Source organism: Arthrobacter sp. TmT3-37, assembly GCF_054510835.1.
Genome location: NZ_JBTNDU010000020.1, coordinates 16400 through 41902, shown reverse-complemented (window position 1 = coordinate 41902; position 25503 = coordinate 16400). Strand labels below are relative to the sequence as shown.

27 protein-coding genes are annotated in these 25503 nt (G+C 64.5%); 11 read left to right on the top strand and 16 right to left on the bottom strand.

Going from position 1 to position 25503, the window contains the following annotated elements; all coding sequences use genetic code 11:
• The first annotated feature begins 117 nt into the window (after positions 1 to 117).
• From ACX80U_RS17615 to ACX80U_RS17605, 3 genes are all read left to right on the top strand, one after another.
• Complete coding sequence (locus ACX80U_RS17615; RefSeq protein ID WP_459269386.1) at positions 118 to 1263, top strand: DUF4062 domain-containing protein; 1146 nt, start codon at positions 118 to 120, stop codon at positions 1261 to 1263.
• Positions 1264 to 1653: 390 nt separating this feature from the next.
• The gene (crcB, locus tag ACX80U_RS17610; RefSeq protein ID WP_459269385.1) at positions 1654 to 2115 is read left to right on the top strand and encodes a fluoride efflux transporter CrcB; all 462 of its coding nucleotides are present in this window, start codon (positions 1654 to 1656) and stop codon (positions 2113 to 2115) included.
• Entirely contained in the window at positions 2115 to 2492 is a 378-nt protein-coding gene (locus tag ACX80U_RS17605; protein WP_459269384.1) for a fluoride efflux transporter FluC, read from the top strand. The genes crcB and ACX80U_RS17605 overlap by 1 nt, the downstream gene beginning before the upstream one ends.
• 97 nt (positions 2493 to 2589) lie before the next feature.
• Here ACX80U_RS17605 and ACX80U_RS17600 read toward each other — a convergent pair whose 3' ends face one another.
• The 3 genes from ACX80U_RS17600 to ACX80U_RS17590 all read right to left on the bottom strand — a co-directional run bounded on the left by ACX80U_RS17600 (position 2590) and on the right by ACX80U_RS17590 (position 5150).
• Complete coding sequence (locus ACX80U_RS17600; RefSeq protein WP_459269383.1) at positions 2590 to 4152, bottom strand: arsenic transporter; 1563 nt, start codon at positions 4150 to 4152, stop codon at positions 2590 to 2592.
• Between the two features lie 87 nt (positions 4153 to 4239).
• Entirely contained in the window at positions 4240 to 4662 is a 423-nt protein-coding gene (locus ACX80U_RS17595) for an arsenate-mycothiol transferase ArsC (RefSeq protein WP_459269382.1), read from the bottom strand.
• Positions 4663 to 4760: 98 nt separating this feature from the next.
• The gene (locus ACX80U_RS17590) at positions 4761 to 5150 is read right to left on the bottom strand and encodes an ArsR/SmtB family transcription factor (protein ID WP_459269381.1); all 390 of its coding nucleotides are present in this window, start codon (positions 5148 to 5150) and stop codon (positions 4761 to 4763) included.
• A gap of 180 nt (positions 5151 to 5330) precedes the next feature.
• Between ACX80U_RS17590 and ACX80U_RS17585 the strand changes: the two genes are divergently transcribed.
• The 4 genes from ACX80U_RS17585 (at position 5331) to ACX80U_RS17570 (ending at position 9180) form a co-directional block, all read left to right on the top strand.
• Positions 5331 to 5840, top strand: coding sequence for an arsenate reductase ArsC (locus tag ACX80U_RS17585; protein WP_459269380.1), 510 nt, complete (start codon positions 5331 to 5333; stop codon positions 5838 to 5840).
• A gap of 58 nt (positions 5841 to 5898) precedes the next feature.
• Positions 5899 to 6909: a thioredoxin-disulfide reductase gene (trxB, locus tag ACX80U_RS17580; protein ID WP_459269379.1), complete on the top strand. Its 1011-nt coding sequence runs from the start codon at positions 5899 to 5901 to the stop codon at positions 6907 to 6909.
• Positions 6902 to 8422, top strand: a complete 1521-nt coding sequence (locus ACX80U_RS17575; RefSeq protein ID WP_459269378.1) for an NAD(P)-binding protein — start codon at positions 6902 to 6904, stop codon at positions 8420 to 8422. The genes trxB and ACX80U_RS17575 overlap by 8 nt, the downstream gene beginning before the upstream one ends.
• Before the next feature lie 113 nt (positions 8423 to 8535).
• Positions 8536 to 9180: an arsenate-mycothiol transferase ArsC gene (locus ACX80U_RS17570; RefSeq protein ID WP_459269377.1), complete on the top strand. Its 645-nt coding sequence runs from the start codon at positions 8536 to 8538 to the stop codon at positions 9178 to 9180.
• A 330-nt stretch (positions 9181 to 9510) separates the two neighbouring features.
• Here ACX80U_RS17570 and ACX80U_RS17565 read toward each other — a convergent pair whose 3' ends face one another.
• A complete protein-coding gene (locus ACX80U_RS17565; protein WP_459269376.1) occupies positions 9511 to 10443 on the bottom strand; it encodes an AraC family transcriptional regulator in 933 nt (310 codons plus the stop codon).
• Positions 10444 to 10524: 81 nt separating this feature from the next.
• On the opposite strand from ACX80U_RS17565, the gene ACX80U_RS17560 reads away from it, so the two are divergent.
• Both ACX80U_RS17560 and ACX80U_RS17555 read left to right on the top strand, forming a co-directional pair.
• Complete coding sequence (locus ACX80U_RS17560) at positions 10525 to 11331, top strand: SDR family oxidoreductase (RefSeq protein WP_459269375.1); 807 nt, start codon at positions 10525 to 10527, stop codon at positions 11329 to 11331.
• Positions 11328 to 11774 (top strand): anthrone oxygenase family protein, encoded by a 447-nt coding sequence (locus ACX80U_RS17555; protein ID WP_459269374.1) that lies wholly within the window; start codon positions 11328 to 11330, stop codon positions 11772 to 11774. Before ACX80U_RS17560 ends, ACX80U_RS17555 begins: the two co-directional genes overlap by 4 nt.
• Before the next feature lie 190 nt (positions 11775 to 11964).
• Here ACX80U_RS17555 and ACX80U_RS17550 read toward each other — a convergent pair whose 3' ends face one another.
• The 12 genes from ACX80U_RS17550 to ACX80U_RS17495 form a co-directional block, all read right to left on the bottom strand.
• Entirely contained in the window at positions 11965 to 12267 is a 303-nt protein-coding gene (locus ACX80U_RS17550) for a DUF4193 domain-containing protein (protein ID WP_459269373.1), read from the bottom strand.
• A gap of 435 nt (positions 12268 to 12702) precedes the next feature.
• Complete coding sequence (locus tag ACX80U_RS17545) at positions 12703 to 13578, bottom strand: F510_1955 family glycosylhydrolase (RefSeq protein WP_459269372.1); 876 nt, start codon at positions 13576 to 13578, stop codon at positions 12703 to 12705.
• Positions 13579 to 13801: 223 nt separating this feature from the next.
• Positions 13802 to 14518, bottom strand: coding sequence for a DUF305 domain-containing protein (locus tag ACX80U_RS17540; protein ID WP_459269371.1), 717 nt, complete (start codon positions 14516 to 14518; stop codon positions 13802 to 13804).
• Between the two features lie 945 nt (positions 14519 to 15463).
• On the bottom strand, positions 15464 to 17683 hold the full coding sequence (locus ACX80U_RS17535) for a heavy metal translocating P-type ATPase (protein ID WP_459269370.1): 2220 nt from the start codon (positions 17681 to 17683) through the stop codon (positions 15464 to 15466).
• Positions 17684 to 17742: 59 nt separating this feature from the next.
• Complete coding sequence (locus tag ACX80U_RS17530; RefSeq protein ID WP_459269369.1) at positions 17743 to 18102, bottom strand: heavy-metal-associated domain-containing protein; 360 nt, start codon at positions 18100 to 18102, stop codon at positions 17743 to 17745.
• 576 nt (positions 18103 to 18678) lie between these two features.
• On the bottom strand, positions 18679 to 20016 hold the full coding sequence (locus ACX80U_RS17525; RefSeq protein WP_459269368.1) for an MFS transporter: 1338 nt from the start codon (positions 20014 to 20016) through the stop codon (positions 18679 to 18681).
• 111 nt (positions 20017 to 20127) lie between these two features.
• Complete coding sequence (locus tag ACX80U_RS17520; RefSeq protein WP_459269367.1) at positions 20128 to 21540, bottom strand: MBL fold metallo-hydrolase; 1413 nt, start codon at positions 21538 to 21540, stop codon at positions 20128 to 20130.
• A 171-nt stretch (positions 21541 to 21711) separates the two neighbouring features.
• A complete protein-coding gene (locus ACX80U_RS17515) occupies positions 21712 to 22161 on the bottom strand; it encodes a rhodanese-like domain-containing protein (RefSeq protein WP_459269366.1) in 450 nt (149 codons plus the stop codon).
• On the bottom strand, positions 22139 to 22510 hold the full coding sequence (trxA, locus tag ACX80U_RS17510; RefSeq protein WP_459269365.1) for a thioredoxin: 372 nt from the start codon (positions 22508 to 22510) through the stop codon (positions 22139 to 22141). Before trxA ends, ACX80U_RS17515 begins: the two co-directional genes overlap by 23 nt.
• A 57-nt stretch (positions 22511 to 22567) precedes the next feature.
• Positions 22568 to 22864, bottom strand: a complete 297-nt coding sequence (locus tag ACX80U_RS17505) for a rhodanese-like domain-containing protein (RefSeq protein WP_459269364.1) — start codon at positions 22862 to 22864, stop codon at positions 22568 to 22570.
• Positions 22865 to 22926: 62 nt separating this feature from the next.
• Positions 22927 to 23871 carry a sulfite exporter TauE/SafE family protein gene (locus ACX80U_RS17500; RefSeq protein WP_459269363.1) on the bottom strand — a complete coding sequence of 315 codons (945 nt, stop codon included), beginning with the start codon at positions 23869 to 23871 and terminating at the stop codon, positions 22927 to 22929.
• Entirely contained in the window at positions 23868 to 24593 is a 726-nt protein-coding gene (locus ACX80U_RS17495; RefSeq protein ID WP_459269362.1) for a rhodanese-like domain-containing protein, read from the bottom strand. Before ACX80U_RS17495 ends, ACX80U_RS17500 begins: the two co-directional genes overlap by 4 nt.
• Before the next feature lie 123 nt (positions 24594 to 24716).
• Between ACX80U_RS17495 and ACX80U_RS17490 the strand changes: the two genes are divergently transcribed.
• The gene (locus ACX80U_RS17490; RefSeq protein WP_158505439.1) at positions 24717 to 24974 is read left to right on the top strand and encodes a metal-sensitive transcriptional regulator; all 258 of its coding nucleotides are present in this window, start codon (positions 24717 to 24719) and stop codon (positions 24972 to 24974) included.
• Between the two features lie 89 nt (positions 24975 to 25063).
• Positions 25064 to 25498 carry a DUF302 domain-containing protein gene (locus ACX80U_RS17485; RefSeq protein ID WP_459269361.1) on the top strand — a complete coding sequence of 145 codons (435 nt, stop codon included), beginning with the start codon at positions 25064 to 25066 and terminating at the stop codon, positions 25496 to 25498.
• The last annotated feature ends 5 nt before the right edge of the window (positions 25499 to 25503 follow it).

Here is a 25503-nt window from a genome sequence, read left to right as displayed (position 1 = left end):
CTAAAGCTTTCTTCGCACAGTGTGAAGGTTTGGAGGGGAAGGAGCGCAGTGACCCGGGTAACGTCCCAAGCAGGCACCTTACGAGTGACTGTCATGCCGCTGTGATGGACTTGAGTCATGAATGATGCCTCGGTGCTAGTTGATCAACGCTCGGCATCCTTGGCTGCCTCCGAGCAGGATGTACGCTCGTGGGCCATCGGACGACGTGTCTTTGTCTCTAGTCTCATCACCGACATGCCCCAGGAACGCTTAGCGGTTCGTGCGGCGATTGAAGCTGTGGGCGCGACACCAGTGATGTTCGAGGATTTAGGTCCTCTGGACGTATCTGCAGATCAGGCCTATCTGGCCGGAGTACGCAGCTCTGAGGTTTATGTGGGTATGTGGGGACCGCGATACGGGGTGCGTATGTCTGACGGATATTCGGCGACCCATGCTGAGTATCGGGAAGCGGAACGCAATGGACTAAGGCTGTGCCTGTTCGTGCATGGCGAGGCGTCAGGCGAGATGGACGGTGCTCAGCGTGATCTCGTTCAGGGTGCACGTAACCTTTACACGACCAGTTCCTGGAGTGATCCAGCAGATCTTCAACAACGCGTAAGCCGACGCCTGCAGGATCTGGCGGCTGAGGAGCTGGCTCCTTGGGTCCGTATTGGGCGGGCGCTTTTTCGGGCGCGTGAGATCACCAGTGACGGCAGGACGATCTCGATCACGGCTGACGTGCGAAGTGATGCAGTGCATTCTGAACTGGTGCGCCTGCGTGAAAGCCGGGCCAGCGGTGTCGCCTTCGCTTCTCCCACTGAGGCTTCACTGGTGCAGGTGACTGAGTTGTCGACTCGAATGATTTCGACCGCTGCGCATCAGGAGCGTCTGACACTGATAGCTCAGGAGCGGCGATCGTCGCACATGCGAGCTGCGATGAATGGCGTCTCGGCCGATGAGATGGTCCGCTGTGCACTGTCCGACGGGCTCTTCGGAACCTCAATGCTCGGCGAGCAGGCTCGATGGCTCGCGCGGCCCGTCGATCCCTTCGCTCCATTACGGGAGGCTGCTCTCGATGACAGCGTTCTGCGTCCTATTGCGCGTCTATTGTTTGCCGAGCAGTTGATGACCGATGGATCCGCTTCGCGGATTGATTCGTTCACGCTTGGGCCCTCACACCAAGGTGCTCGTCGGCTCCAAGCTACTTGGACGCCGCCTCAGATCTATGTAAATGAGCCAGACCCGGCACCACTGTCAATCGACGGGACCGTCACTGGCCTCTAGGTCCTTAGTAGGAGCTGCAAATCGAAGGGCTTATCTAAGGAGGGAGCGTTGCGTGGTAATACCAGTATCAGCCTCGTCCTCGGAGCTGTCCTGCCAACGTCGGTGACAGGACATAGGACTCGGACACGGTCCGAGGAACACGGCGAGCCGCTTCCACGCTTCCAGCTCGGAAGTGTCCCATGGATGGTCGTCTGTATAACAGGACGCCATTAGCCATCGGCTGGTGTTGACTCATCTTCACCTGAAGGCAGCACACCTCGACCTGATCTGACAGAATACGGAGTGCGCGAAAGCGTCCGGTAGTGGGGCTTGCCGGACCCAACCTCGACCTGTTTCGTCGACAACAGTCCCTATCTCCTGCGATACCACATGCCTCGAGATAGGAACCCCGTGACCGACAACCATGCCGCAGAGCACCTGGACTCAGACAGCTCCCCCGGGAAGCGATCTTTGATCCGAGACGCCCTCCTCGTCTTTCTCGGGGGAACAGTCGGCGCAGCTTTGCGCCTGCTCGCTAGCGTGGCCAACCCGGACGTCAACGGAATCCCGCTACAGATACTGGGCATCAACATCATCGGTGCTTTCATCCTCGGAGCGCTCCTTGAGACACTCACCCGTCAGGGCCCCGATGACGGCTACCGCCGAACGACCCGTTTACTCCTGGGAACAGGCTTGATTGGCGGCTTTACCACCTTCAGCTCACTCGCGGTCGGAGTAGCCGAGCTACTGCAGGAGGGCCGCGTGGTCGCAGGCGTCCTCTATGCCTTGGGCACGATCATCATTGGTGCGGGTGCTTCCGTTAGCGGCATTCTAATCGCCGCAGGCATCCACACCCGCAAGAGGGGAAACTGATGAATACGACGGTCTTCATCGTCACCGCGCTGTCAGGCGGGATAGGTGCCGCGCTCCGATTCTTGGTCGACGCCACGATCAGTCAACGATTCGGGAGTAACTACCCCTGGGCGACGAACATCATCAATGCCAGCGGCTCTTTCGTCCTCGGACTACTCACAGGACTCGTTTCCAATGAAGTCCCCCACACGCCGCTGCTCACCATCCTGGGCGTAGGACTCCTAGGCGGCTACACCACCTTCAGCACCGCCAGCGTCGAGACAGTCCGTCTCCTCATGGTCCGCAAGATCGTGGCTGCAGGAGTAAACGCATTCGGTTCGACCGGCCTCTGCATCCTCCTCGCGTCGACCGGTTTATGGCTCGGAGCTCTTGTGTAACTGGGCTACCCGCCCGCAAGTACTACCACCCTGCTGCAGAACTCATGTCCCATCGTCACGGTCACCCGGACAGGGTGGCTCAGCGTCGACCGATTCCTTAGACCCCGATGATGGTGAGCCAGCCGGCGAGGGCGAGGAGGGTGATGATCAGAACGGGGATGGTCAGGACGATGCCGGTGCGGAAGTACTGGCCCCAACCGATGTGGATGCCTTTGCGGTCCAGGACGTGGAGCCAGAGGAGGGTGGCGAGGCTGCCGATGGGGGTGATCTTCGGGCCGAGGTCGGATCCGATGACGTTGGCGTAGATCATCGCCTCCTGCGTCAGGCCGGTGGCCCCTGCTGCGCCGATCGCGAGGGAGGCGATGAGGACGGTGGGCATGTTGTTCATCAGGGACGCGAGGACCGCGACGATGACGCCGACGCCGAGGGCAGTGATGAGCACGCCGTTGTTGCCGATGGCGGAGAACACGCCGGCGAGTTCGTCGGTCAGGCCCTGATTCCGCAGCCCGTAGACGACGAGGTACATGCCGATGGAGAACAGGACGATCTGCCAGGGCGCTTCACGCAGAATCCGGGGTACCGAGATCCGTCCGTCCGGAAGCACCGCCGTACCGCCACCAGCTGAGGAAAGGGTTGCGTCGTCGCCGTCCGCAGTGGAGGTCTTGATATCGGCGGTGTGGTGAGTGCCGTTCGCGGTGCCGCCGGTGGAGCGGTGAGCCGCGCTGACGGTTTCGTAGTCGAGGTCGGCCGCCCTGCCAGCTGCACCAGTGTCAGACGTTAACCCCTGCACTACGGAAGTCGGCACTGAGGCTGTTTCCGGGATTGTGCTCCGGGGGAACAGGAAGGCGGGTTTGCGGGATGCGACGAGCATGAGGACCACGGCGCCGAGGCCGGCGACAGCGGACAGCGGGATGTGCAGTGGTTCGGCGGCGAAGTAGCCCATGAGCAGGACACCGAGGATCACCCACCCGGTCTTGAACGTCAGAGGATCTGCGATAGCTGACTTGGGTGTCTCGAGGACGGACATGTCGTAGGTGCGGGGGATGACCTTGCGGAAGAACAGGAGGAGGACGCCGAGGCTCGCGGCGACTGACACGATGCCGACCGGGACCATGACAGCGGCGTAGCGGGCGAAGCTGATGTCGAAGAAGTCCGCGGTGACGATGTTCACGAGGTTCGACACGACCAGGGGCAGGCTGCCGGCGTCGGCGATGAACCCGCACGCGATGACGAACCCGAGGGACGCCTTGGCGGGGAACTTCAGGGCCAGGAGCATCTGGATGACGATCGGGGTCAGGATCAGGGCCGCTCCGTCGTTAGCGAAGACTGCCGCGATGGCTGCTCCGAGCAGGACGATGAGCGTGAACAGCAGCCGTCCGTTGCCTCTGCCCCAGCGCGCGACATGGAGGGCCGCCCATGTGAAGAAGCCCGATTCGTCGAGAATGAGGGAGATGATGACGATCGCGACGAAGGCGAACGTCGCATTCCACACGATGTCCCACACGACCGGTATGTCCGCCAGGCTCACCACCGTGGTCAGAAGTGCGAGGACAGCGCCGCCGAGGGCGGACCAGCCGATGCCGAGGCCTTTGGGTTGCCAGATGACCAGGGTCAGGGTGGCGAGGAAGATCAGAACAGCGACCACGGTCATGGCAGTCATAGCAGCAGGGCTCCTAACAGGAGGGCAGGAAGAAACTCACCGACGAACTCACTGATGAGCTCACCGGTGAGGAGGTGGTGCTGGAGGTCAGCGGGTGGAGAGGGAGGTGTGAAGTGTCGTGACGCGGTCGAGGATGTCATCGCGGACCAGGCGCATCCGCTCGATCCCGTCGATCCCGCGGTCGCTGGGCTCGTCCGTCTCCCACCGCTCATAGAGGGTGCCTTCGACCTCGTCAACCTGCGCCTCGGAGCCAAGGATGACGACGACGTCCGCCTGTTCCTGGTCCTCGCGAGTGATTTGGCGGGGGACATTCTGGCTGATGTCGACCCCGACCTCGGCCAGGACCTGGGCGGAGAGGTCGTTGACCGCTGACCCGAGCTTGGATCCGGCGGAAGCGGTGGATACGGAGTCCCCGGCGACCTTGTCCATCAGGCCGGCAGCCATCTGGGACTTGCCGCCGTTCTTTACGCACACGAACAGGACAGAGGGCTTGTCGGCCTTGAAACTCACAGGGTACTCACTTCTAGTCGGTGGGGAGTAGAGCAGGGGTCAGTCAGGAACATGGCAGGACTTAGTTGGCCCTAGCAGAATTCAGAAAGCTGGAGGTGTTACTTGGGTTCGGTGAGGACTCCGGCCAGGGCGTCCAGGGCGCCGGGCACGATGGAGAAGTACGCCCACACGCCACGCTTCTCACGGTGCAGGATCCCGGCGTCGACGAGGATCTTCAGATGATGTGACACCGTCGGCTGCCCGAGATCCAGCGGCTCGGTGAGGTCACACACGCACGCCTCGTTCTCGGCACTGGAGGAAATCAGGGAAATCAGGCGCAACCGGTTCGGATCGGCGATCGCCTTGAACTGCTTGGACAGCTCCTCAGCGCGCTGCGCGCTCATCGCCGGTGTCCCGGACGGCACGCAGCACCGGCCCTCATCAACCATCTCAGTGGTCGCGAGGTCCGTGGTTGCAGCCATGGTTCGGGGCTCGGAAATCGTCGTCATGCCACCCAGCATACCCGCACATTGACAATCGTCGATATGGATCCGCATACTCAGTATCGAAGCCAGTCAATCTCTTGCCGAGTGCCTGCACAGGCACTACTCGCAAGTTGTTCGACTCCTATCCGCTATTTACGAGGCCTGTCCGGAGCACCGGGACAGAGCGAGACCCGAAGGATCACCATGACCACCGAGACAGCAAAAACCACCCCTGAGACCAACTCTGGAACCACTGGTCCGACGGATGATCTGGCAGGGAAGAAGCCGTCGGTCCTGTTCGTCTGCGTCCACAACGCCGGTCGTTCCCAGATGGCCGCCGCGTACCTGAACCACCTGTCCATGGGGCGTATCGAGGTCCTCTCGGCCGGGTCCCAGCCCGCGGACCAGGTGAACCCTGCCGCGGTCGAGGCGATGAGGGAGGAGGGCATCGACATCACCGCCGAGACCCCGAAGATCCTCACCACCGAGGCCGTGAAGGCCTCCGACGTCGTCGTCACCATGGGGTGCGGGGATGAGTGCCCGTACTTCCCGGGCAAGCGATACGAGGACTGGGTCCTGGAGGATCCCGCCGGCAAGGGTGTCGAGTCCGTCCGCCCGATCCGAGATGAGATCAAGGGCCGCATCCAGCAGCTGATCAAGGAACTACTGCCCACCATCGACACCAGCACCAGCACCAGCAACCCGGGCGCCTGACCCGGACACAGCATCGTCGCTCGTCGCTCAGCGTTCCCAGGATTTGAAAGGCACCGTCATGACAGGCACACAGACAGATTCTCAGCAGGACGTGCGGCAGGAGAAGATCATCATCGTCGGTTCCGGTCCTGCCGGGTACACGGCGGCGATCTACGCTGCCCGGGCGGGTCTGGCGCCGAGGGTCATTGCCGGCGCCGTGACGGCGGGGGGTGCGCTGATGAACACGACGGAGGTCGAGAACTTCCCCGGGTTCACCGACGGCATCCAGGGACCCGATCTGATGGAGAACCTCCGCGGCCAGGCCGAACGCTTCGGCGCGGTCATCGAATATGACGACGCGGCCACCGTGGAACTCACCGGCACCCTGAAGACCGTCACCACCCTGAGCGGCACCACGTACCAGGCGCCGGCGGTGATCCTCGCGACCGGCTCCGCCTACAAGGAACTCGGGCTTACGGATGAGAAGCGCCTCACCGGCCGGGGCGTGTCGTGGTGCGCGACGTGCGACGGGTTCTTCTTCCGCAACCAGGACATCATCGTCGTCGGCGGCGGGGACTCCGCAATGGAGGAAGCCCTGTTCCTCACCCGCTTCGCGGCCACCGTCACCGTCGTCGTCCGCGGCTCGGCCTTGCGCGCGTCGAAGATCATGGCGCAGCGGGCCATGGACAACGAGAAGATCCGCTTCGAGTACGCCAGCGCGATCACCAACATCCACGGGGATGAAAAGGTCACCGGGGTAACGCTTACCAACACGGTCACCGGGGACACCCGGGAACTGGCTGCGACCGGCATTTTCGTGGCCATCGGGCACCTGCCCCGCACCGACCTCGTCCAGGACCAGGTCACCCTCGACGCCGATGGTTACATCGTCGTCGACGCACCCACCACCCTGACGAACCTCTCCGGTGTCTTCGCCTGCGGCGACGCCGTCGACCACCGCTACCGGCAAGCTATCACCGCCGCAGGATCCGGCTGCGCCGCAGCCCTGGACGCCGAACGCTACCTCGCAGCACTTGAGGACGCTCCCAGCATCGCCACCGCTCTCATCGAGGAGAACGCCCATGTCTGACACCACCACCCATGCCGCCACTGCCACTATTGGCACCAGCGAGCTCACCGACCTACCGGTCGCCGTGATCGGGGCCGGGCCGACCGGGCTGTCCGCTGCCGCGAACCTCCTCGAGCAGGGCCTGACCCCAATCGTCTTCGAACAGGGCGACACTGTCGGAGCCGCTGTCCGCCAGTGGGCGCACATCCGCCTGTTCTCGCCCTGGCAATACAACATCGACCCCGCCGCCCGACGACTCCTGGAACCCACCGGCTGGACCGAACCCCGTCAGACCGCCCTCCCGTACGGGCGGGAGTTGGTCGAGTCCTACCTCGAACCCCTCGCCGCCATCCCGGCCATCCACGAGACACTCCGCTTCAAGAGCGCCGTCACAGCCGTAACCCGACTCGGCATGGATAAGACCCGCACCAAGGACCGCGACACGACACCTTTCCTCGTCCGCGTCGCCAGCCCCGAGGGCACCACCGATCACCTTGTGCGCGCCGTCATCGACGCCTCCGGGACGTGGAGCCAGCCCAACCCCCTCGGTCAGGCCGGCCTGCACGCGCCCGGCGAAGACGCGGCGTCCGCGTTTATCACCACCGCGCTGCCCGACGTCGTCGGCGCCGAATGCGACCGCTTCGCTGGTAAGACCGTCATGGTCGTCGGCGCCGGCCACTCGGCCGCGAACACCCTCATCAACCTCGGCCAGGTCGCAAAGAACGAACCCGGTACCCGCGTCCTCTGGGCCGTCCGCGGGACCGGCTCCGCTCAGAAGCTCTACGGCGGCGGGGACCTCGACGGCCTGCCCGCCCGCGGTGCTCTGGGCAGTCGGCTGAAGACTCTCGTGGGCGACGGCGTGATCGAACTGGTCACGAACTTCACCATCACGAACCTTGACCACACCGAGTCCGGTCTGGTCGTGACCGCGTCGACACCGGACGGGCCTCGTACCATCGACGTCGACGTCCTAGTGCCCGCCACCGGGTTCCGACCGGACCTGGACATCCTCCGCGAGCTGCGCCTGGAACTCGACCCCGCGGTCGAGGCCCCACGCGCGCTCGGGCCCCTCATCGACCCGGAATTCCACTCCTGCGGAACAGTCCCGGCCCATGGTGCGGACGTCCTGGCGCACCCGGAGAAGGATTTCTACCTCGTCGGGATGAAGTCCTACGGACGCGCACCCACCTTCCTGCTCGCCACCGGATACGAGCAGGTCCGCTCCGTGACCGCCGCGATCGCCGGCGACCTCGAAGCCGCGTCCCGCCTGCAGCTCGAACTGCCCGAAACCGGGGTCTGCAGCACTGACCTCGGCGGCTCCTGCGACACCCCCGCCACAACCACCCTCGCCGAAAACACTGGGGCCGCTGGTGCGTCCTGCGGGACCGGCACAACAGGTGAAGCGGCAAGCGATACAGCATCTGAGGCGGACGCTGGTTCTGGCGGGTGCTGCTCCGCGCCCGAGCCACAACTGGTCATGATCGGGTTCCCCACCGGCACCGCCCACGGCCGATCCGGTGACTCCGACTACTGACACCGACCACCGACCGGGACCGGCAGGTTCGGATCAAGGCCGGCAAGCAGGCTGAAGGAGGACCCGGCAGGCGGACCCGCCTGCCGGTCAGAGCACCAGAAAGGACGAACACTATGAGCACGCTCTCGCCAGCGGATGATCCCACCGGCACCCACGAGCACGTCCTGCACCGCATCTGCGACGAGCTCGCCGCCTCCTTCAATGGGGTGTTCGGTCCCGAAATGGTCGAGCGGTACGTCTTCGAGTCCTACACGGCCCTCGCCCGCACAGCGAAGATCAAGACCTACCTCCCGATCATCACGCGCCGATTCGCCCGCGACCGGCTCAACGCCCTCGCCCACGCGCAGGGCAAACGACCCAGCGGAGTCCCGGAAGTCCTCTTCGTCTGCGTCCAGAACGCAGGCCGCTCCCAGATGGCTGCAGCCCTCCTCAAGGACCTCACCCAGGGTGCCGTGAACGTCCGCTCCGCGGGCTCGATGCCGGCTGAGCACCTCGACGAGAACGTCGTCACCGCCATGAACGAGATCGGGATCAGCCTCGATGAGGAGTTCCCCAAACCCCTCACCGACGACGTCGTCCGGGCAGCCGACGTCGTAATCACCATGGGTTGCAGGGACACCTGCCCCATCTACCCGGGCATGAAGTACGAGGACTGGCAGATCTCTGATCCCGCAACGATGAGCCTGGACGGGGTCCGCGACGTGCGGGGCGCCCTGCGCGCACGCGTCGAAGGTCTCGTCTCGCAACTCGTTAGCTAAGTTCCCGCTATTTGGTGCTAGTTGTAGCTGCGAAACCCACGCCACTTACCGGTGCACTTCACGCCCTCGGCACGACACCGCCTCACTTGTCTGCCGTCAGACAGGTCGGCGACTCGGCTAGTGCTGAAGCCCGGAGGAGCCCTGAAGACCTGCCGTGACAGCGGTGTGCTCGCTACACCGGGCACCGCCCGGAGCAGTGGTGGCAAGGGGATGGTGGTGTCTCGTCGTATGGTCTTGCATCCAACTATTGATTACAAGACAGGGAAGAGGAGACACGCCAGTTCGGTGCTCTCAAGTGAGTAGGTGGAAGTGCGATTAGCCCTGCTGGGTTCATGGTGCGAGTGCGGGGCGGCGTTGACGGTATTCGGTGGGGGTTGCTCCGCTCTGGCGTTTGAAGGCTGTGCTGAAGGCGTAGGCGTTGTTGTATCCGACGCTGTGGGCAACTGTTGCGACGGTGGTTTCAGGAGTGTGGAGTAAGTCGCCCGCGAGTGTGAGGCGCCATCGGGTGAGGTAGGTCATTGGTGGTTCTCCGACGCTCGTTCGGAAGCGGGCTGCGAGTGAGGCCCGTGAGGTGTTCACCTGGCGGGCGAGAGTGTCCACGGTCCAGGGGGCCGCGGGCTCGGAGTGCAGGCATTCAAGGGCGCGGACAACCAACGGATCATTGCAGGTCAGCCAGGTGGCTTCGACCGGGCGGTCAGGGTCGGCAATCCAGCTGCGGATGGTGTTGACGACGAGGACGTCGAGGAGGCGGTCGACGACGATCTGGGCTGCGGGGTCCTCGTTGGCGAGCTCACGCTGAAGCAGGTGGGTAAGGGCGTTGTCGGTACGTTCGCGCGGGACGACAGCGAGACGGGGCAAGGCGCGTGTCACGAGGCCGCCGGCGTTGTCAGGGCGTTGATACGTGCCGACAAGGATCGCGGTTTCCCCGTCTACCGCATTGCCCCATCGACGGACGCCATGCCGGAATTCATCGCGGAGGTCTCGACCGTCGAGGGTGGTGCAGTGCTGTCCGGGACCGATCTCGATCGAGGGTGTGCTCGTGGCTGCGTCGGTTACTGCATAGGGCTCAGGGCCGCGTATCAGGGCTACATCGCCGGAGTTGAGGGGCGTGCCGTCCACACGGGCCTCCCCACGGGTAACGACCAGGACGGTGAGAGCGGCACCGTCGCGGACGGTAATGCCCCAGGGTGCACTCATACTCATGGCGAGAGCGAAGGCGTTGGCCGCTCGAGGGCCGTCAAGGAAATGCGTCAGCGGGTCCACGCGGGCAACGCTAGACGATCACGAAGGCGGGAGCGAGTTTGGCCCATTCACGATCCGAGTGTCTGCCGGTGTACTGGCTGTATGACTACTCTCATCCTCGGCGGTGCCGGACGATCCGGCTCCCGCATCATCGACCGACTTGTCACCGCCGAGCTACCGGTACGGTCCGCATCACGCCGCACCGGCTTCGATTGGGATGACCGCTCGACCTGGGACGTCTCCTTACGCGGCGCCTCTGCGGCCTACGTCTGCTTCACACCCGACCTCGCCTTCCCCGGGGTGCCGGAAAAAATGGAAGCACTGGGCGAGCTAGCGGCGAAAGAAGGCCTCGAGCAGCTGGTCCTGCTCTCGGGCCGCGGAGAAGAAGGCGCTCGGATGAGCGAGGAAGCGCTGCGCAAGGGCGGCGTGCCGACCACGGTTCTACGCTGTTCGTGGTTCCAGCAGAATTTCTCAGAACATTTCCTCACCGGCCCAGTCCGCAGGGGTCACTTGCGCCTACCCGCCCCTGACGTTCCGGAAGCTTTCGTGGACTTGGAGGACGTAGCTGACGCTGCAGTCGTAGCCCTGACCCGGACACCCCCAGAAGATGCGACGTATGAGCTATCGGGGCCGGAACTGCTGACCTTCGCCCAGGCAGCTGCAATCCTTGGCAACGCTTGCGGTAGACCGGTCGCCTTCGAGGCAGTTGACGTGGCAAGTTTCGTTGACGACCTTGCAGCCGACGAAGTGCCGACCGCCGAAGCCGAACCGCTGGCCTACTTATTCACCGACATCCTTGATGGACGCAACGCATCATTGGCAGACGGTGTCGAACGACTGCTCGGGCGCCCTCCCGCATCCTTGGCTTCCTACGCACGGCGGACCGCCGACTCAGGAGTCTGGTCATGATTCAGGCCACCGCAATAGTCGGAGCCGGATTGGTCGGCGGCATCTATGCGGCCTTTTCGACTATGGTCATACCCGCACTCGGACGGCTCGACAGACACGATGCAACTGCCGCAATGCTCCTCATCAACCGGAAAGCCGAACGCGGCACCTTCATCCTGCTCTTCGGATCCGCCGCCGCAGCAGCCATTGGCCTAGCGATCAGCGCGGTACCGCGCGGCGCAGTCACAGACATGGTCATCGCCAGCACATCCCTGGCAAGCACCGTCGTGACCATGACCATCAATGTTCCCCTCAACCGCCAACTCGCACGAGAAGGTGCAGACTTCTGGGCTGAGTACCGCCGCCGCTGGACAACCGCAAACACGGTACGAGCCGCACTCGCTACAACCGCGGTAGTTGTCGCGAGCACCCATTGGATCCATAACACCGAAAGCAACGCATAGCGCGCAGTGGTCTACGCCTCTTCAAACCCCTCGATTTTCGAGACTCCGGCATACCTGCTCGGGGTGGTGCCGGTGATGAGGGTGAAGCCGCAGGTGAAGTGGGCCTGATCGGCGTAGCCCAATAGTACGGAGGTCCCGGCGTGGGTTCCGTGTAAGGGATCAGCGCTGCTTGGCTAAGTGATGCTAGGCGTTAGCCCTCGCACTCGGCGCAGTACTTGTCGCCGCTAACCTCACGCGCTAGCTGGGTGCGGTGATGGACGAGGAAGCAGGACATGCAGGTGAACTCGTCCTCCTGCACGGGGACCACGGTCACCGTGAGCTCGTCGTCGAGGATGGCGCCCGGCAGATCGAAGCCTTCGGCCGTGTCGCCTTCCTCGGCGTCGATGGCCGAGGTCTGGGTCGTGCTGCTGCGCTGGGCCTGGATCGCCTCGAGCGACTCGTTCGCCGGCATGTCCTCGGGCTTGACGCGTGGCTCGTCGTAGTCGGTTGCCATGGTGGTTCTCAGTCCTTCTGTCGTGGGGGAGACGCAACAGAGTACATGCGCAAGCAGGGGCTCTTGGTTATCAAGTCCAAGAACATGACCGACGCCAGCTGCTGTACTCTGCTCAATCCTCTGCCTCACAAACCCCTGTCACCAGCACGTCACAGACGAAACATGGTGAGGCAAGTTGTCGAGACAAACGACAGCGCATGAGTCCTGACCCGCACTCGTGGAGGCTGTGCACGTCCACCGTTCGCTCGAGGTGAGCTATCCGGTGCGGTGACTCAAGGTGGGTGTGTGCAGGCGGTCCTTCGCTTCCTGCTGTCCAGGTGTGTGCGGGAAAAGCAGCGGAGCGTGGGGGAGCTTTTGCCGTGCACAGGTGGTCAGGAGGAGCATCGACCATTGACTCGGTGGTAACCCGTCTTGCTTGTGGGTGTTGGGCCAGTCCTAGGGTGCGGCGAGGGTCTGGAAGGTTGTTCCGTTGTCGCTGGAAACTTCGATACCTTCGGCGGTGGCGACCCAGATGCGGTGTGTGTCATCACCGGTGTGGGCTGCGGCGATGGCTGCCGGTTCCCCCTGGACGGAGCCTTGCTGTGGCCAGGTGAAGCCGGCATCGACGCTGGTGTGGACTGTTCCGTCGGGGGTGACGCCGATGGCGGTGTCGCCGGCGAAGGTCGTGAAGATCAGGAGGGGAGCGTCCGGCACGTTTTCCCAGGTTTTTCCGCTGTCCTCTGACCGGTACAAGCCTTCTTCGGTCGTGGCCAGAACGGTGCCGTTGCTGGCGGCGGCCAGGTTGAAGGCGGGGACATTGTCTTCTGCGACGGTCCAGTGGTGTCCATCGGGGCTGGTGACAATGTGTCCTTCGTGACCGATGAGGCCGTCGCTGGTCGCAGCGAGGGCGTGGAAGTCTGTTTCGCCCTGCCGGGACACAGGTTCCCAGGTGCGGCCGTCGTCGGTGCTCGTGATCAGACCGACGGGGTCCGGGAGATCGGTGCCTGGCCCGGGATGTCCTGATGCGTACAGGGTTCCGTCGCTGGTGGTGGTGAAGCCCATGAGATCTATCGTCGGCCCGATCTGCTGGGCCGGGGATCGGGTGACGTCGAAGAGGCCGTCGTGTGTGGCGAGCAGGATGCGGTTGGTACCGGGATCGACGCTCATTCCATGGATGTGCCCGGACGGGTAGTCCGCAGCTGACGCGGACTCCGTTGGTGCAGCCGCTGGTGCGTCCTGTGAGGTTGAGGCCGGGGTGGTGCAGGCGCTGAGCAGCACTGCGAGGGCGGTGATCGAGACAAGGTGTGCAATGCGGTACAGGGAAGAAGACAACAGGCAGTCCTTACAGGAAGCGTCGAAAAGACAGTCGATACAGGAACGGTCGCTGAGTAGCTGACCGTGAATCGAGGACTCGGTGAGTGGTCGAAACGGTGCCGGTGTGGAGGGAACGGGGCCCCCACACCGGCACCTGTCAGAGGGCAATCACATGCCTCGAATCAGGTCCTTGGAGGACACCGGATCAAAGGGTGGATTGCGTGGTGTTGCTGGCGTGAGGTCAGAGACCCGCGAGCAGCTCTTTCATCTCGTCGATCTCGGCCTGCTGGGTGGCGACGATGGTGTCAGCCAAGGCGATCGCTTCGGGGCTCTCCCCGTTGTCGATCTCGGTCCGGGCCATATCGATCGCGCCCTCGTGGTGGGCGGCCATCGACTCCAGGAACATGCGGGACGCATCGGTGCCTTCGGCGGATTCGAGGTCGGACATCTGGTCCTCGCTCATCATGCCCTCCATGCTGCCCATGCTGTCCATTGATCCTGCGTCAGAGTCGGAGCCCATGTCGCCCATGTCGTGGCCTTCCATGCCGCCCTCCGGCTCCATGGGCTCACCCCAGGACTCCAGCCAGCCGGTCATCGTTTCGATCTCAGGGCCCTGAGCGTCCTTGATCTTCGTCGCGAGGTCCGTGATCTCGGGGCTGATGCCGTCCTTGGCGAGCATCATGTCGCTCATTTCCACGGCCTGCTGGTGATGGGGAATCATCATCTGCGCGAACATGACATCCGCGTCGTTGTGTTCCTCAGACACGGCGCCCGAACCGGTGGTCGCTGACGCGTCAGCGGACGGGGACGGGGACGTTTCAGCAGCTGCGCTCGAGGCAGGAGCTGCAGCTTCGGTGCTGGTCGTGTCGGTGCTGGTGGTGCCGGAGTCTGTGCCGCAGGCGGAGAGGGCGAGAGCCGTCGCGAGGCTCAGTGCGGCAAGAGAAAGGTAACGCTTCATCGTGGTCAGATCCTTCAAAGCTCGAAAAAGTGGTGTGCTGTCAGTCGCTCACCCCCGCCGAAAAAAGGCCAAGGGATGAGGCAGCGCCGGCTACGCCGTCAATCGACGCGGATGCGTCGGATGCCGTTGGAGGGCGTGCGGGCATGCTGGGACGTTGGCCGACCGCCGGTATGGGGCGGGTATGGGCCGCGGATCCTATGTGCGACTGATGCAGAGTTGAGTCAATGAAGGAGTAGGAGCTGGTCGGGACGCCCAGTACGTCACGGGTGGACCGCGGCGGAGCACCGAGGATATGAGGGCCTGTCCGGTCGGGGTGAGGAGCCAGGCGATGCCGACGAGGACCATGGCCAGCACACACATGCTCAATGCCATGTCGTCCGCGCAGTCCCCGCCGCACCCTGCAATCATTCCCTGATCTGATGAGTCGCTGGCCTGCGTCAGGGCGGGCAGTAGTTGCGTCGTGGACTGGTTGTGGGTGTGGCTGGATGACAGTGCTGACGACACTGTGGCGGAGGCGGGATGGACATCCGTGGTAATCAGCGTTGTTGGGCCGGTGTTGTGGTGGGTTGTGGCTCCGTGGCCGCCCATCCAGACGTGCATGGCGAGGATTCCGACGATCACAGCGGTTAACCCGACAAACGAGAGCATGGCAGGAAGCAGAGAGGTCAACGGCGACCGGAGCATAGCGCGATGATGCATTCCGGTGTCGATTTCCGTCCTCACCAATCCCACCTTCCTTTCGCTTCCGGTACTGCCGTTCATGCGCTTGATGTCACTTCACGCCAGGTCACAACACGTCGGATCGTTCATTCGGTGCTGGTGTTCCGTGTTCTTGTCTTTCCTTCCAGCGTAACCAGATGCCGCTCCGAGCATTGACCCTGATCAACGAACAGATCGTCGAGCAGGTTCGATGCTCGGGTGAAACACGCACAGGCAGCGGTGACTTTAGTCGGTGCTGATCCGTTGTGGGCTGAGATCGATCCGCCGCAGCAGTTGGGCGTTGAGGGCGACAACGATGGTTGACACGCTCATCAGGACCGCGCCGGCGGCGGGGGAGAGGAGGATCCCTGCGAATGCCAGGACTCCTGCGGCCAAGGGTACGGCGAGCACGTTGTACCCGGTGGCCCAGATGAGGTTCTGGATCATCTTGCGGTAGCTCGCCCGGGACAGGTCGATCAACGCCAGTATCGATCGTGGGTCGTTTCCGGCGAGAACCACGCCGGCCGACTCCATGGCGACGTCGGTTCCGGCGCCGATGGCGATGCCGACCTCGGCGCGGGCCAGGGCCGGTGCGTCGTTCACGCCGTCGCCGACCATCGCGACCTTCAGGCCGCGGGACTGCAGCTCGGTGACCTTGGTGTCCTTGTCCTGCGGCAGGACGTCGGCGAACACCTCGTCGATGCCGAGTTCCTTACCGACGACGTCGGCGACCTGGCGTGCGTCCCCGGTGATCATTGCGACTTTCACCCCACGGGCCTGCAGCGCCTTGACTGCTGCCCTGGATTCCTCGCGGACCTCGTCCTCGAGCCGAACCGCACCGATCACCGAGCCGTCGCGGATGACGTGGAGCACAGACGCACCACGGCCCACCCATTCGTCCACCGTCGTGGCGATGTCGACCGGAGTGGTGAGGCCGAGCTCTGCGAGCATGTTCGGTCCGCCCACCGCCACGTCATGGCCGCTGACGGTGGCCCGGACACCGCGGCCGGTCATGGAACTGAATCCGGTCCCCGTGTAGCCAAGATGCGTTGCTGCGGAGTTGGATTGTGCGGCGGTGACGATGGCCCGGGCGACCGGGTGTTCACTGTCGGCTTCCGCGGCACCGGCCAGAGCCAGGAGCTCTGGTTCTGTGACACCGGTGACGGTGGTGGTCGCGGTGACGGCGTGCCGGCCCTCGGTGAGGGTGCCGGTCTTGTCGAACAGGACGACGTCGACGGTGCGCATGCGTTCCAGGGCGATCCGGTTCTTGATCAGCACCCCGGCCTTCGCGGCACGCTCGGTCGAAATAGCGATCACCAAGGGGATTGCCAGGCCCAGGGCGTGGGGGCAGGCAATCACCAGGACGGTGACAGTGCGGATCACTGCATCATCCGGGCTGCCGAGGACCATCCACGCGATGAAGGTCAGGATGCCGGCGCCGAGGGCGAAGTAGAACAGCAGGGCTGCGGCCCGGTCCGCGAGTGCCTGCGCCCTCGAGGAGGAAGCTTGCGCTTCGGCGACCAGACGCTGGATCCCTGCGAGGGTTGTCTCCGACCCGACAGCGTTCACTTGCACGCGGACCGCGTTATCAGTGGCTACTGTGCCGGCGACGACGGTCTCACCGATGGTGCGGGACACGGTGCGGGATTCGCCGGTGATCATCGACTCGTCGAACTCGGCCGTCCCGTCGGTGATTTGCCCATCGGCCGGTACACGGGCGCCGGAGCGTACGAGCACCACGTCACCGACGACCAAGGCACTGACCGGCACGGTCTCGATGCCAGTGCCAGTGCCGGTCACTCTGTCGGCCTCGTCGGGGAGCAGGGCCGCCAGGGCATCCAGGGCCCCGGCGGCCGAGCCGAGGGCACGCATCTCCATCCAATGCCCGAGGAGCATGATGACGACCAAAAGGGCGAGCTCCCACCAGAAGTCCAGATCAAACCCGCCGATGCCGAGGGTCGTAATCCAGGAGGCGATGAACGCGACGCTGATCGCCATCGCGATCAGCAGCATCATGCCCGGCTGCCGGGACTTCAGCTCCGTCAGCCCGCCCTTCAGAAACGGTGCACCACCGTAGACGAAGATGACCGTACCCAGGATCGGAGCGATCAACGCAGAGCCGGGAAACTCGGGCGGCATGGCCCCGAACAGCATGGTGAACATGGGGCTGAAACCCACAACGGGGATCGCGAGGACCAGGTTGATCCAGAACCGGTTCTTGAACATCGCGGTCGAGTGCCCGGCATGCTCCCCATGGGAGTGCACCTGATGATCATCGTCCATCCCATGACCTTCATGACCTTCATGACCCGCATGTCCGTGGTGATCCGCGTGCTGACCACTCGCAGGTTGTTCCTGGGTGGAAATTGCTGAGTGGGCGTGCTCGTCGGGCATGGCCTGACCGTGCGTTGAATCCGGTTGGCCCGGGTGGTGATGCTGGTTGTTGATGTTCTGGTTCTTGCTCATGATGACTCTTCCTTGGGCCCCTCGAGTAAAGGCGTGCCCGTGCCTAGGCGCGGTGGCTACTAGGCGGTCGCGAGCTGATAGCCGGCCTTCTCGACGGCGTCCTGAACGGACGACTCGACGAGGGGCTGGCTGCTGGTAACACTGACGGTTGATACGCCGCCAGGAACGAGAGCAATCTGGACATCCTCCACGCCGTCCAGGGCGCTGATGGCGCTGCTGACGCGGCCGGCGCAGGAACCACAGGTCAGGCCAGCCACTGAATAGTCAGCAGACACGCTGCCTTCGGTCGCCGGTTGCGCTGCAGTCACCTGCTGAGACGCGCAACACCCACACGAGCCACCCGTAGGAGGGTTTGCGTCGGAGTTCTGGATTCCACTGATGTCGGTGAGGTTCATCCGGGTCCTGACAGTGTCGGTCATGGTGGTCTCCTGCAGTCGGTGAGCAGCGAAATTGTTGAGGGAGTCGCAGCGCAGAAAGGGAAGCCTTGATGAGGCCCGATTCCATCGCGCGGTGCAGTCGACCTGTACGGCGTATATCCCGGAAACGGGAGACTACCTTCTGAGGTAACACCAAACTTATACCCCCCGGGGGTATATATCAAGGTGTAGTAAGTCACAGGTGGGGAGTTCGCTGGTATCTGGTCCTGGGCGCGCGAGAAGGAGGTTCGCAGCACAAGATGCGTGCTGCTTGTGGGTCTGAGTGTGGGGCTGAGGTAGTGGTGGGGTTAGCGCAGGAGCCGGCTGATGGCCTGGGTTGCTTCCTTCACCTTTGCGTCGACAGCAGCGGATAAGTCGCTGGTCACAGCTTCGTGGGCTGCGTCACGAAGTGCTGCAGGTGGTCCCCCAGCAGGCCAAGGCTGACGGCGCGCATGGCGCTGTTGACGGTGGTCGCGCACACATCAGCACAGTCCAGGTCGGTGCGGATAGCACGCTGACCAGCATCACGTCTTCGGGCTGCTGGCTCACGCTGGTAGAAGGAAACTCCGGATCTCCTTCTCACCTCGAGGTGTGGTCATCGCCGCGCATTCGGACCGCGACCACGACGCCGGAGACTGCTGTGAGTACGGCGACGGTAGTGATGGCTGCGGGGATCCCGTACCGGTCCGCGAGGAGTCCGGCCAGGAGTGCTCCGATGGCGAAGCCGCCGTCACGCCATAACCGGTAGATCCCGACGGAGCGGGCCCGCCACATCGGGTGTGCGACGTCCCCGATTGCAGCCAGCAGTGCGGGGTAGACCATGGCTGTTCCGAGTCCCAGGAGGATCGCGGCGAAGAGCCAGGGCTGGAACGTGTGGGCTGCGGCTACTGTTGCTAGTCCTGCGGCTTGGACGAGCATGCCGGCGACGATGAGCCATTTTCGACCCCACCTGTCGGAGGCTGCCCCGGTGACGAGCTGTCCTGCGCCCCAGACCGCGGGATAGACGGCGGCAAGGATCCCTACCTGGTTCAGGCTCAGCCCGGAGCTGATGAACAGGACGGGGAAGAGGCCCCAGGCGAGACCGTCGTTGAGGTTGTTGACCAGTCCGGCCTGGCTCGCCGCGGAAAGTGAGCGGTCCTTGAAGCTGGTGAGTACGAAGACCTGTCCTGTGGTGAGACTGGCATGCGCACTGCCGCGCACACTGCCGCCTTCATCACGGTGCGCATTGCTATCTTCGGCGTCGTGCTGGAAGGCTTCGGTTTTCGCGTGGTGGTGGGTCTCACGGACGAAAAGGACGGACAGGCCCAGTCCGAGGGCGATGTAGGCGGCGCCGAGGAGGAATGGGCCGGGCCGCAGCCCGTGTTCGGCGGCGATGTAGCCGGTCGCCAGGGCTGTGATGGAGACTCCGAGGTAGCCGGCTGCTTCGTTCAGTCCCATGGCGAGGCCGCGTTGCTTCGGGCCGACGAGGTCCATTTTCATGATGACCGCTGTGGACCAGGTCAGGCCCTGGCTGACGCCCAGGAACACATTCGCGGCCACGATCCATCCCCAGGTCGGCCCGAAGATGAGCATGAGCGGGACGGGGATCGCGACAAGCCAGCCCGCGACCAGGACGGGTTTGCGGCCGTACCGGTCCGAGAGGGTGCCGGCGAAGTAGTTCATCGCGGCCTTGGAGAGCCCGAAAGCGATGATGTACGTCAGGGCGCTCGTGTACTGGTCCAGGTGGAATGTCTGGGAGGCAAGAAGGGGCAGGACGGTGCGTTCCTGGCCCAGCGTCCCGCCGACCAGCGCGTTGACCGCCACGAGCAGCATGAACTGCGCCAGGTTCTGCCGCAGTCCGAGCACGGCACCCCGTGAATTTGGTTGATAGTGCGGGTGATGGCGCGGGTTGTTGCGGGGGTGTGTGCTGCCCGGCATGCGTGGCGTTCCGTTCAGGTGATGGGCGTGAAAGAGCCCGGGCGCGCGTGGGGGCGGGCCCGGGCTCAGTGCCCGGAGCCGGTGGAGGCCGGCCCTGGGCGGTCTAGGGGGTTACTTTCCGGCGGGTGCGCTCTGGTGGGACTGCTGGTAGGCGTTCCAGGCGCTGTAGCTGCCGTCGAGTTCGACGATGTCGTAGCCTGCCCGGCGCAGGGCGCTGGCAGCGACGGAGTTCCTCAGGCCGCTCTGGCAGTAGGTGACGATCGTTCCTTCGGTGGGGAGTTCGTCAAGGTGCCACATGACCCGTCCGCCGTTGAGCTGGTGGGCTCCGGGGACGTGGCCGGCCGTGTGTTCGGTGCGGTTGCGGACGTCGAGGATCATCGCGGCGTCGACCTCTGCGAGGTCTTCGGGCTGCACGAGGGCGGGCGTGGTGGTGGGCAGACCGTCGATGCTGGTGACGTACCCGGCGACGTCGTCGATGCCGACGCGGACGAGGTGGTCCCAGATCTCCTGTGCGTGGTCCTGGCTGGTGGCGAGGAGGACGAGCGGGTTCTTGTCCGTCTCGGGGTTCACGACCCACGCCCCGTAGGTCGCGATCGCAGCACTTGCCGGGATGTTCAGGGAGCGAGTCACCGTCCCGGCATGGACCTCGTTCGCCGAGCGGGTGTCGATGAACGTCATCGTGTCCGCTGCGATACCAGCGGCGACCTGGTCCTTGTCCAGTTCGGTCAGCGGTGCACGCTCACCCATGACGGCCGGTCCCTGCCGGTTCTCGTGCTTCATGCGGCCGAAGTAGGCATGGGCGTCGGGCTGGCCGTCGAGGAGTTCGTTGATGAAGCCCTGCTCGTCGTTCGCGGCGAGGTAGGGGCCCCACCAGGAGTAGAGGCGCTCGTATCCGACGGTGGTGGACGGGATCGCGCCGAGTGCTTTGCCGCAGGCGCTGCCGGCGCCGTGGGCGGGGTGGACCTGGACGTGGTCGGGCAGGGTCAGGAACTTCTCCTGCAGGCTTTTGAAAAGCTGCTTCGCGCCCTCGAAGCGGGTGTCGACGCCGCCGGCGGCTTCGTCGAGGAGGTCGGGGCGGCCGAGGTCGCCGGAGAACACGAAGTCACCCGAGAGCAGGTAGCCGGGCTGATCGCTGAACGCGCCGTCGGTGACGAGGAAGGACAGGTGCTCAGGGGTGTGTCCGGGGGTGTGGACAGCCTGGATGCTGATGTTGCCGACGGTGATCTTGTCGCCGTCGAAGAGGCGCTTGCCCTCGAACTCGTACTGCCAGTCCGGTCCGCCTTCACCGGAGACGTAGATCTCGGCCCCGGTCGCTGCCGCGAGTTCGCGGGTGCCCGAGAGGTAGTCGGCGTGGATGTGGGTCTCGGCGACGGCCACGATCTTCATGTTGTTCTTCGCCGCGAGGTCCTGGTAGACCGCGATGTCGCGGCGGCCATCGACCACGACAGCGGTGCCGTTGGCCTGGCAGCCGATGAGGTAGCTGGCCTGGGCGAGGTCTTCGTCGTAAATCCGTTCGATCAGCATCTGGTGCTCCTTCAGTTCGCGATTTCTGATACCCCCTGGGGTATCGCTCTGGTATCTAGCGTAATACCCCTAGGGGTATACCGCAAGGCGGGAGATGCCTGCGGGGAAGGGTGCTGGGAGGAGGGTGAGTGACCGGACCCGGGACGGGCCGGGTCCGGGCACGCACCCGGCTTATGGGGTCCGTCGCCGGGTCTTCAACGGCCTGCCCAGCTTGCCCAAACCTGCCCGGTTGGCCCGGTGTGTCTGGTCTGCCTGGCCTGCCTGGTTTGGTGGGGGTGGCGTGTAGGTGACTGGGTGGCCGCCTCGGTACCATTCGGTGATTCCGCCGGCGACGTTGACTGTGTCGTAGCCGCGGCTGGTGAGCATCCGGGCGGCCTCGCTGCTGCGCTTACCGGAGCCGCACAGCAGATACACCGTGGTGTCGGGTAGGTCGGTGAGGTGGTAGGGCAGTTCCTCGAGTGGGATGTTCAGGCTGCAGGGGATGAAGGCCGTGAAATACTCCTGCCCGCTCCGGACATCCACCAGTGCGACGCCGGGCCAGAGTTCGGCCAGGGCATCGGCCGTGATGGTGCGCAACGGCCCCGGCGGGAAGTCCCTGTCAGGCGTTGTGTGGTGTGGCATCCGCGCGGAGTGTGTCCAGGTCCAGGTTCTTCACGGCCTGGACGAGTTCTTCCAGTCCCGCGGCGTTCAGGGCTCCGGGCTGGGAGAAGACCAGGGTCTTGTTCTTGAATGCCATCAGGGTGGGGATGGAGGTGATGTTCGCGGCGGCGGCGAGGGCCTGCTCGGCTTCGGTGTCCACCTTGGCGAAGACGACATCCGGGTGCCTTTCGGCGGCGGCATCGTAGGTGGGGGCGAACATGCGGCAGGGCCCGCACCATGCTGCCCAGAAGTCGACGAAGACGATGTCGTTATTCTCCAGGGTCTGCGCGAAGCTCTGTTCCGTGACGTCGATCGTGGTCGTGGTTGTCATGGTCGTGTTCTGTCCTTTCCGGGTTCTTCTGGGGCGGGGCGTGGTCGTACGGCGGGTTCAGGTAGTGGGCAGACCCGCACGGGTCCAGGCAGTCATGCCACCGGCCATGGTGTCGGCGCTGAAACCGGTGCTGTTGAGGGCGTCCGCGACGCGGGCTGAGCGGTTCCCGCTGCGGCATACAGCGATGATCGGGACGGCGGGATCCAGTTCGGACAGGCGTGCCTGCAGGTCTCCCATCGGGATGTGCAGGGCGCCGGGAATCATGCCTTCGGCGACTTCGAAGTCCTCACGGACGTCGAGGATCTGCGCTGACGGGCGGCGGGCGTTGGTGTCATTGATCGTGATCTCTGCCATGGAGAGGTCCTTTCTGGGTGGGATGGGGTCGAACGCTGTAGGTGAGGTGGTGTTGGGATGGATCAGGCGGGTGTGGGTGTGCTGCGGCGCCGACCCCGCCGGCCCTGATCGGCCTGATCGTTACCGGTGTGGTGTCGGTTGCGGGTGTTCAGGGGGCAGGCCGGGATGATGAACCGGCACGCAATGAACGCGGCGAGGGCGACGCCGGCGACGGCCGCTGCGAGGATGAGGCGGCTGTCCGCGGGTGCCTGCTGGATGAGGACGAATGCACCCATGACCAGGACGAACCAGCCAAAACCCTTCCGAAGCGCTTGCTCGGGGATCCGGCCGGCGAGCTGAGCGCCGATCAGGGACCCGACGATCGCTGCGACGGTCACGGCGAGAGTCAGCGGCCAGTTGATCTCCACGGTGGTGAGGTACCCGGCGAGGCCCGCGAAGGACTTCATGGAGATCACGACCAGTGACGTGCCGACGGCCACCGACATCGGCAGTCCACCGAGCAGTGCCAGGGCGGGAACGACGAGGAACCCGCCGCCGGCCCCGACGAGGCCGGTGACCAGGCCGACGACGACACCGTCGAGGATGACCCGCTTGAGCGGCAGCTCACGCTTCACACCCTCGGATGGGGTGGAGCTGGTGGTTTTCCTGCGGCCGCGGATCATCGCGATCGAGGTGGCGACCATCATGAGGGCGAACGCGATGAGCAGGATCTGTCCGGGGATGTACCCGCCGAGCAGCCCGCCGATGAACGCGCCGGCCATGCCGGCGGCGCCGAAGATCAGGCCGGTCCGCCACATCACGCGTCCGTTCCGGGCGTGGCTGATGACGCTGATCGCCGAGGTGACACCGACGACGAACAGGGACGCCGCGATCGCTTCCTTGGCCTCGAACCCGGCCACGTACACCAGGATCGGGACGGTCAGAATCGACCCGCCACCGCCCAGGACACCCAGGGACAGTCCGATCAGGATCGACAGGGCCAGGACGAGGATCAGGGTCACGCTCACGCCGCATCACCTTCGCGATCGGCCTTGCCGTCAGCCGTGTTCGCAGCCTGGGTGCTCTGGGCTGATGTGGCCGAGGTGGTGGTGGGGAGGGTGTGGATCGCGGATTCGCGGGTGGGTTCCTGGGCTGCCTTGTTCCACGGCAGGACGGACAGGGCCTTACCCATGGCGCAGGTGTTGGTCGCCGCGGAGAACGTGAGCCCGGTACCGATCACGCCGGCGATGGTGCGGACCTTGGGGGAAACGAACCGTCCACCGGCGAGGCCGGCGATGACCAGGGATCCGGCGACCATGCGGACCTGCCGCTCGAGGTCCCAGCGGGCCTTGCCGCGCACGACGTCGCCGCCGGCTGCGGCGTACCCGGGGACTCCGCCGGTCAGGACGTGGGCGGTGCTGATGCCCGAGGCGGCCAGGCGCTGGCGGGCCTGCTCCGCACGCACACCGGACTGGCACGCCAGGACGACCCGTGAGCCCAGGCGGGACGCGACCTCATCGGTGTGCTCGGACAGCAGCGGCAACGGCACGTTGTAGGAGCCGGGGATGTGCATGGACTCGAACTCGGCCGCGGACCGCACATCGATCACCACGAGATCCTGCTGCCCGCTCTCAGCGTTCTGGCCGTCGAGCCAGGAGCGCAGTTCCTCGGGTGCCAGCGCCGTAATGGCAGGGGCAGCAGGGGCGGCGGTGGTGGCGGGAGCGGTGGCAGTGGGGGTGGGGGTGTTCATGGGAACCTTCCGGTCGGTACTGAAGTGGATACCCCCAGGAGTATTCCGTATACCCCCGGGGGTAGTCAAAATACGGGTGGGGGTATAAGCTTGAGGGAGTAGAAACGACCCTTGGAGAACACCATGCAGCTGGACCCGACCGAACTGACCCCCGTCATCAACCGCATGAAGCGAGCACAAGGCCAGTTAGCCGCAGTGGTCCGCATGCTCGAGGAAGGCCAGGACTGCAAGGACGTCGTCACGCAGCTCTCCGCGGTCTCCAAGGCGCTGGACCGGGCCGGCTTCGCGATCATCGCCAGCGGCCTCGAGCAGTGCATCGTCCAAAAGGACGCCAGCCTGGACAAAAAGGAACTCGAAAAGCTGTTCCTCACCCTCGCCTGAACCTCGCCTGACATTCGTCCGCCACTGATCCGAACCCGCCCGCGATGAATCCATGCGGGCGGGCGGGCATATCGCGTAAAGGAGATCCGATGACCTACACCCACTCGATCACCGTCCCGCTGTCCTGGGAGGACGCCGTGCAGGGCACGCGTGAAGCCCTCGCCGCGCAGGGATTCGGGATCCTCACCGAGATCGACGTCCGATCCACCTTCACCACGAAGCTCGGTGCCGAGGCCGGGGACGCGGTGGGGGACTACGTCATCCTCGGCGCGTGCAACCCGACCCTGGCCAGTCAGGCACTGGCTGCCGAGCCGTCCCTGGGAGCGCTGCTGCCCTGCAACGTCATCGTCCGCCGCAGCGCCGACGCGCAGGTGACGACGATCGAGGCGATCGACCCGCTGACCATGCTGGAACTCAGCGACAGCTCCGCCGTCCGCGAGGTAGCCCACGACGCGGACGCCCGATTGCGCTACGCCCTCACCAACCTCAGTGAACTCGGAACGACAACCCGACCGGGCAGCTAAGAACA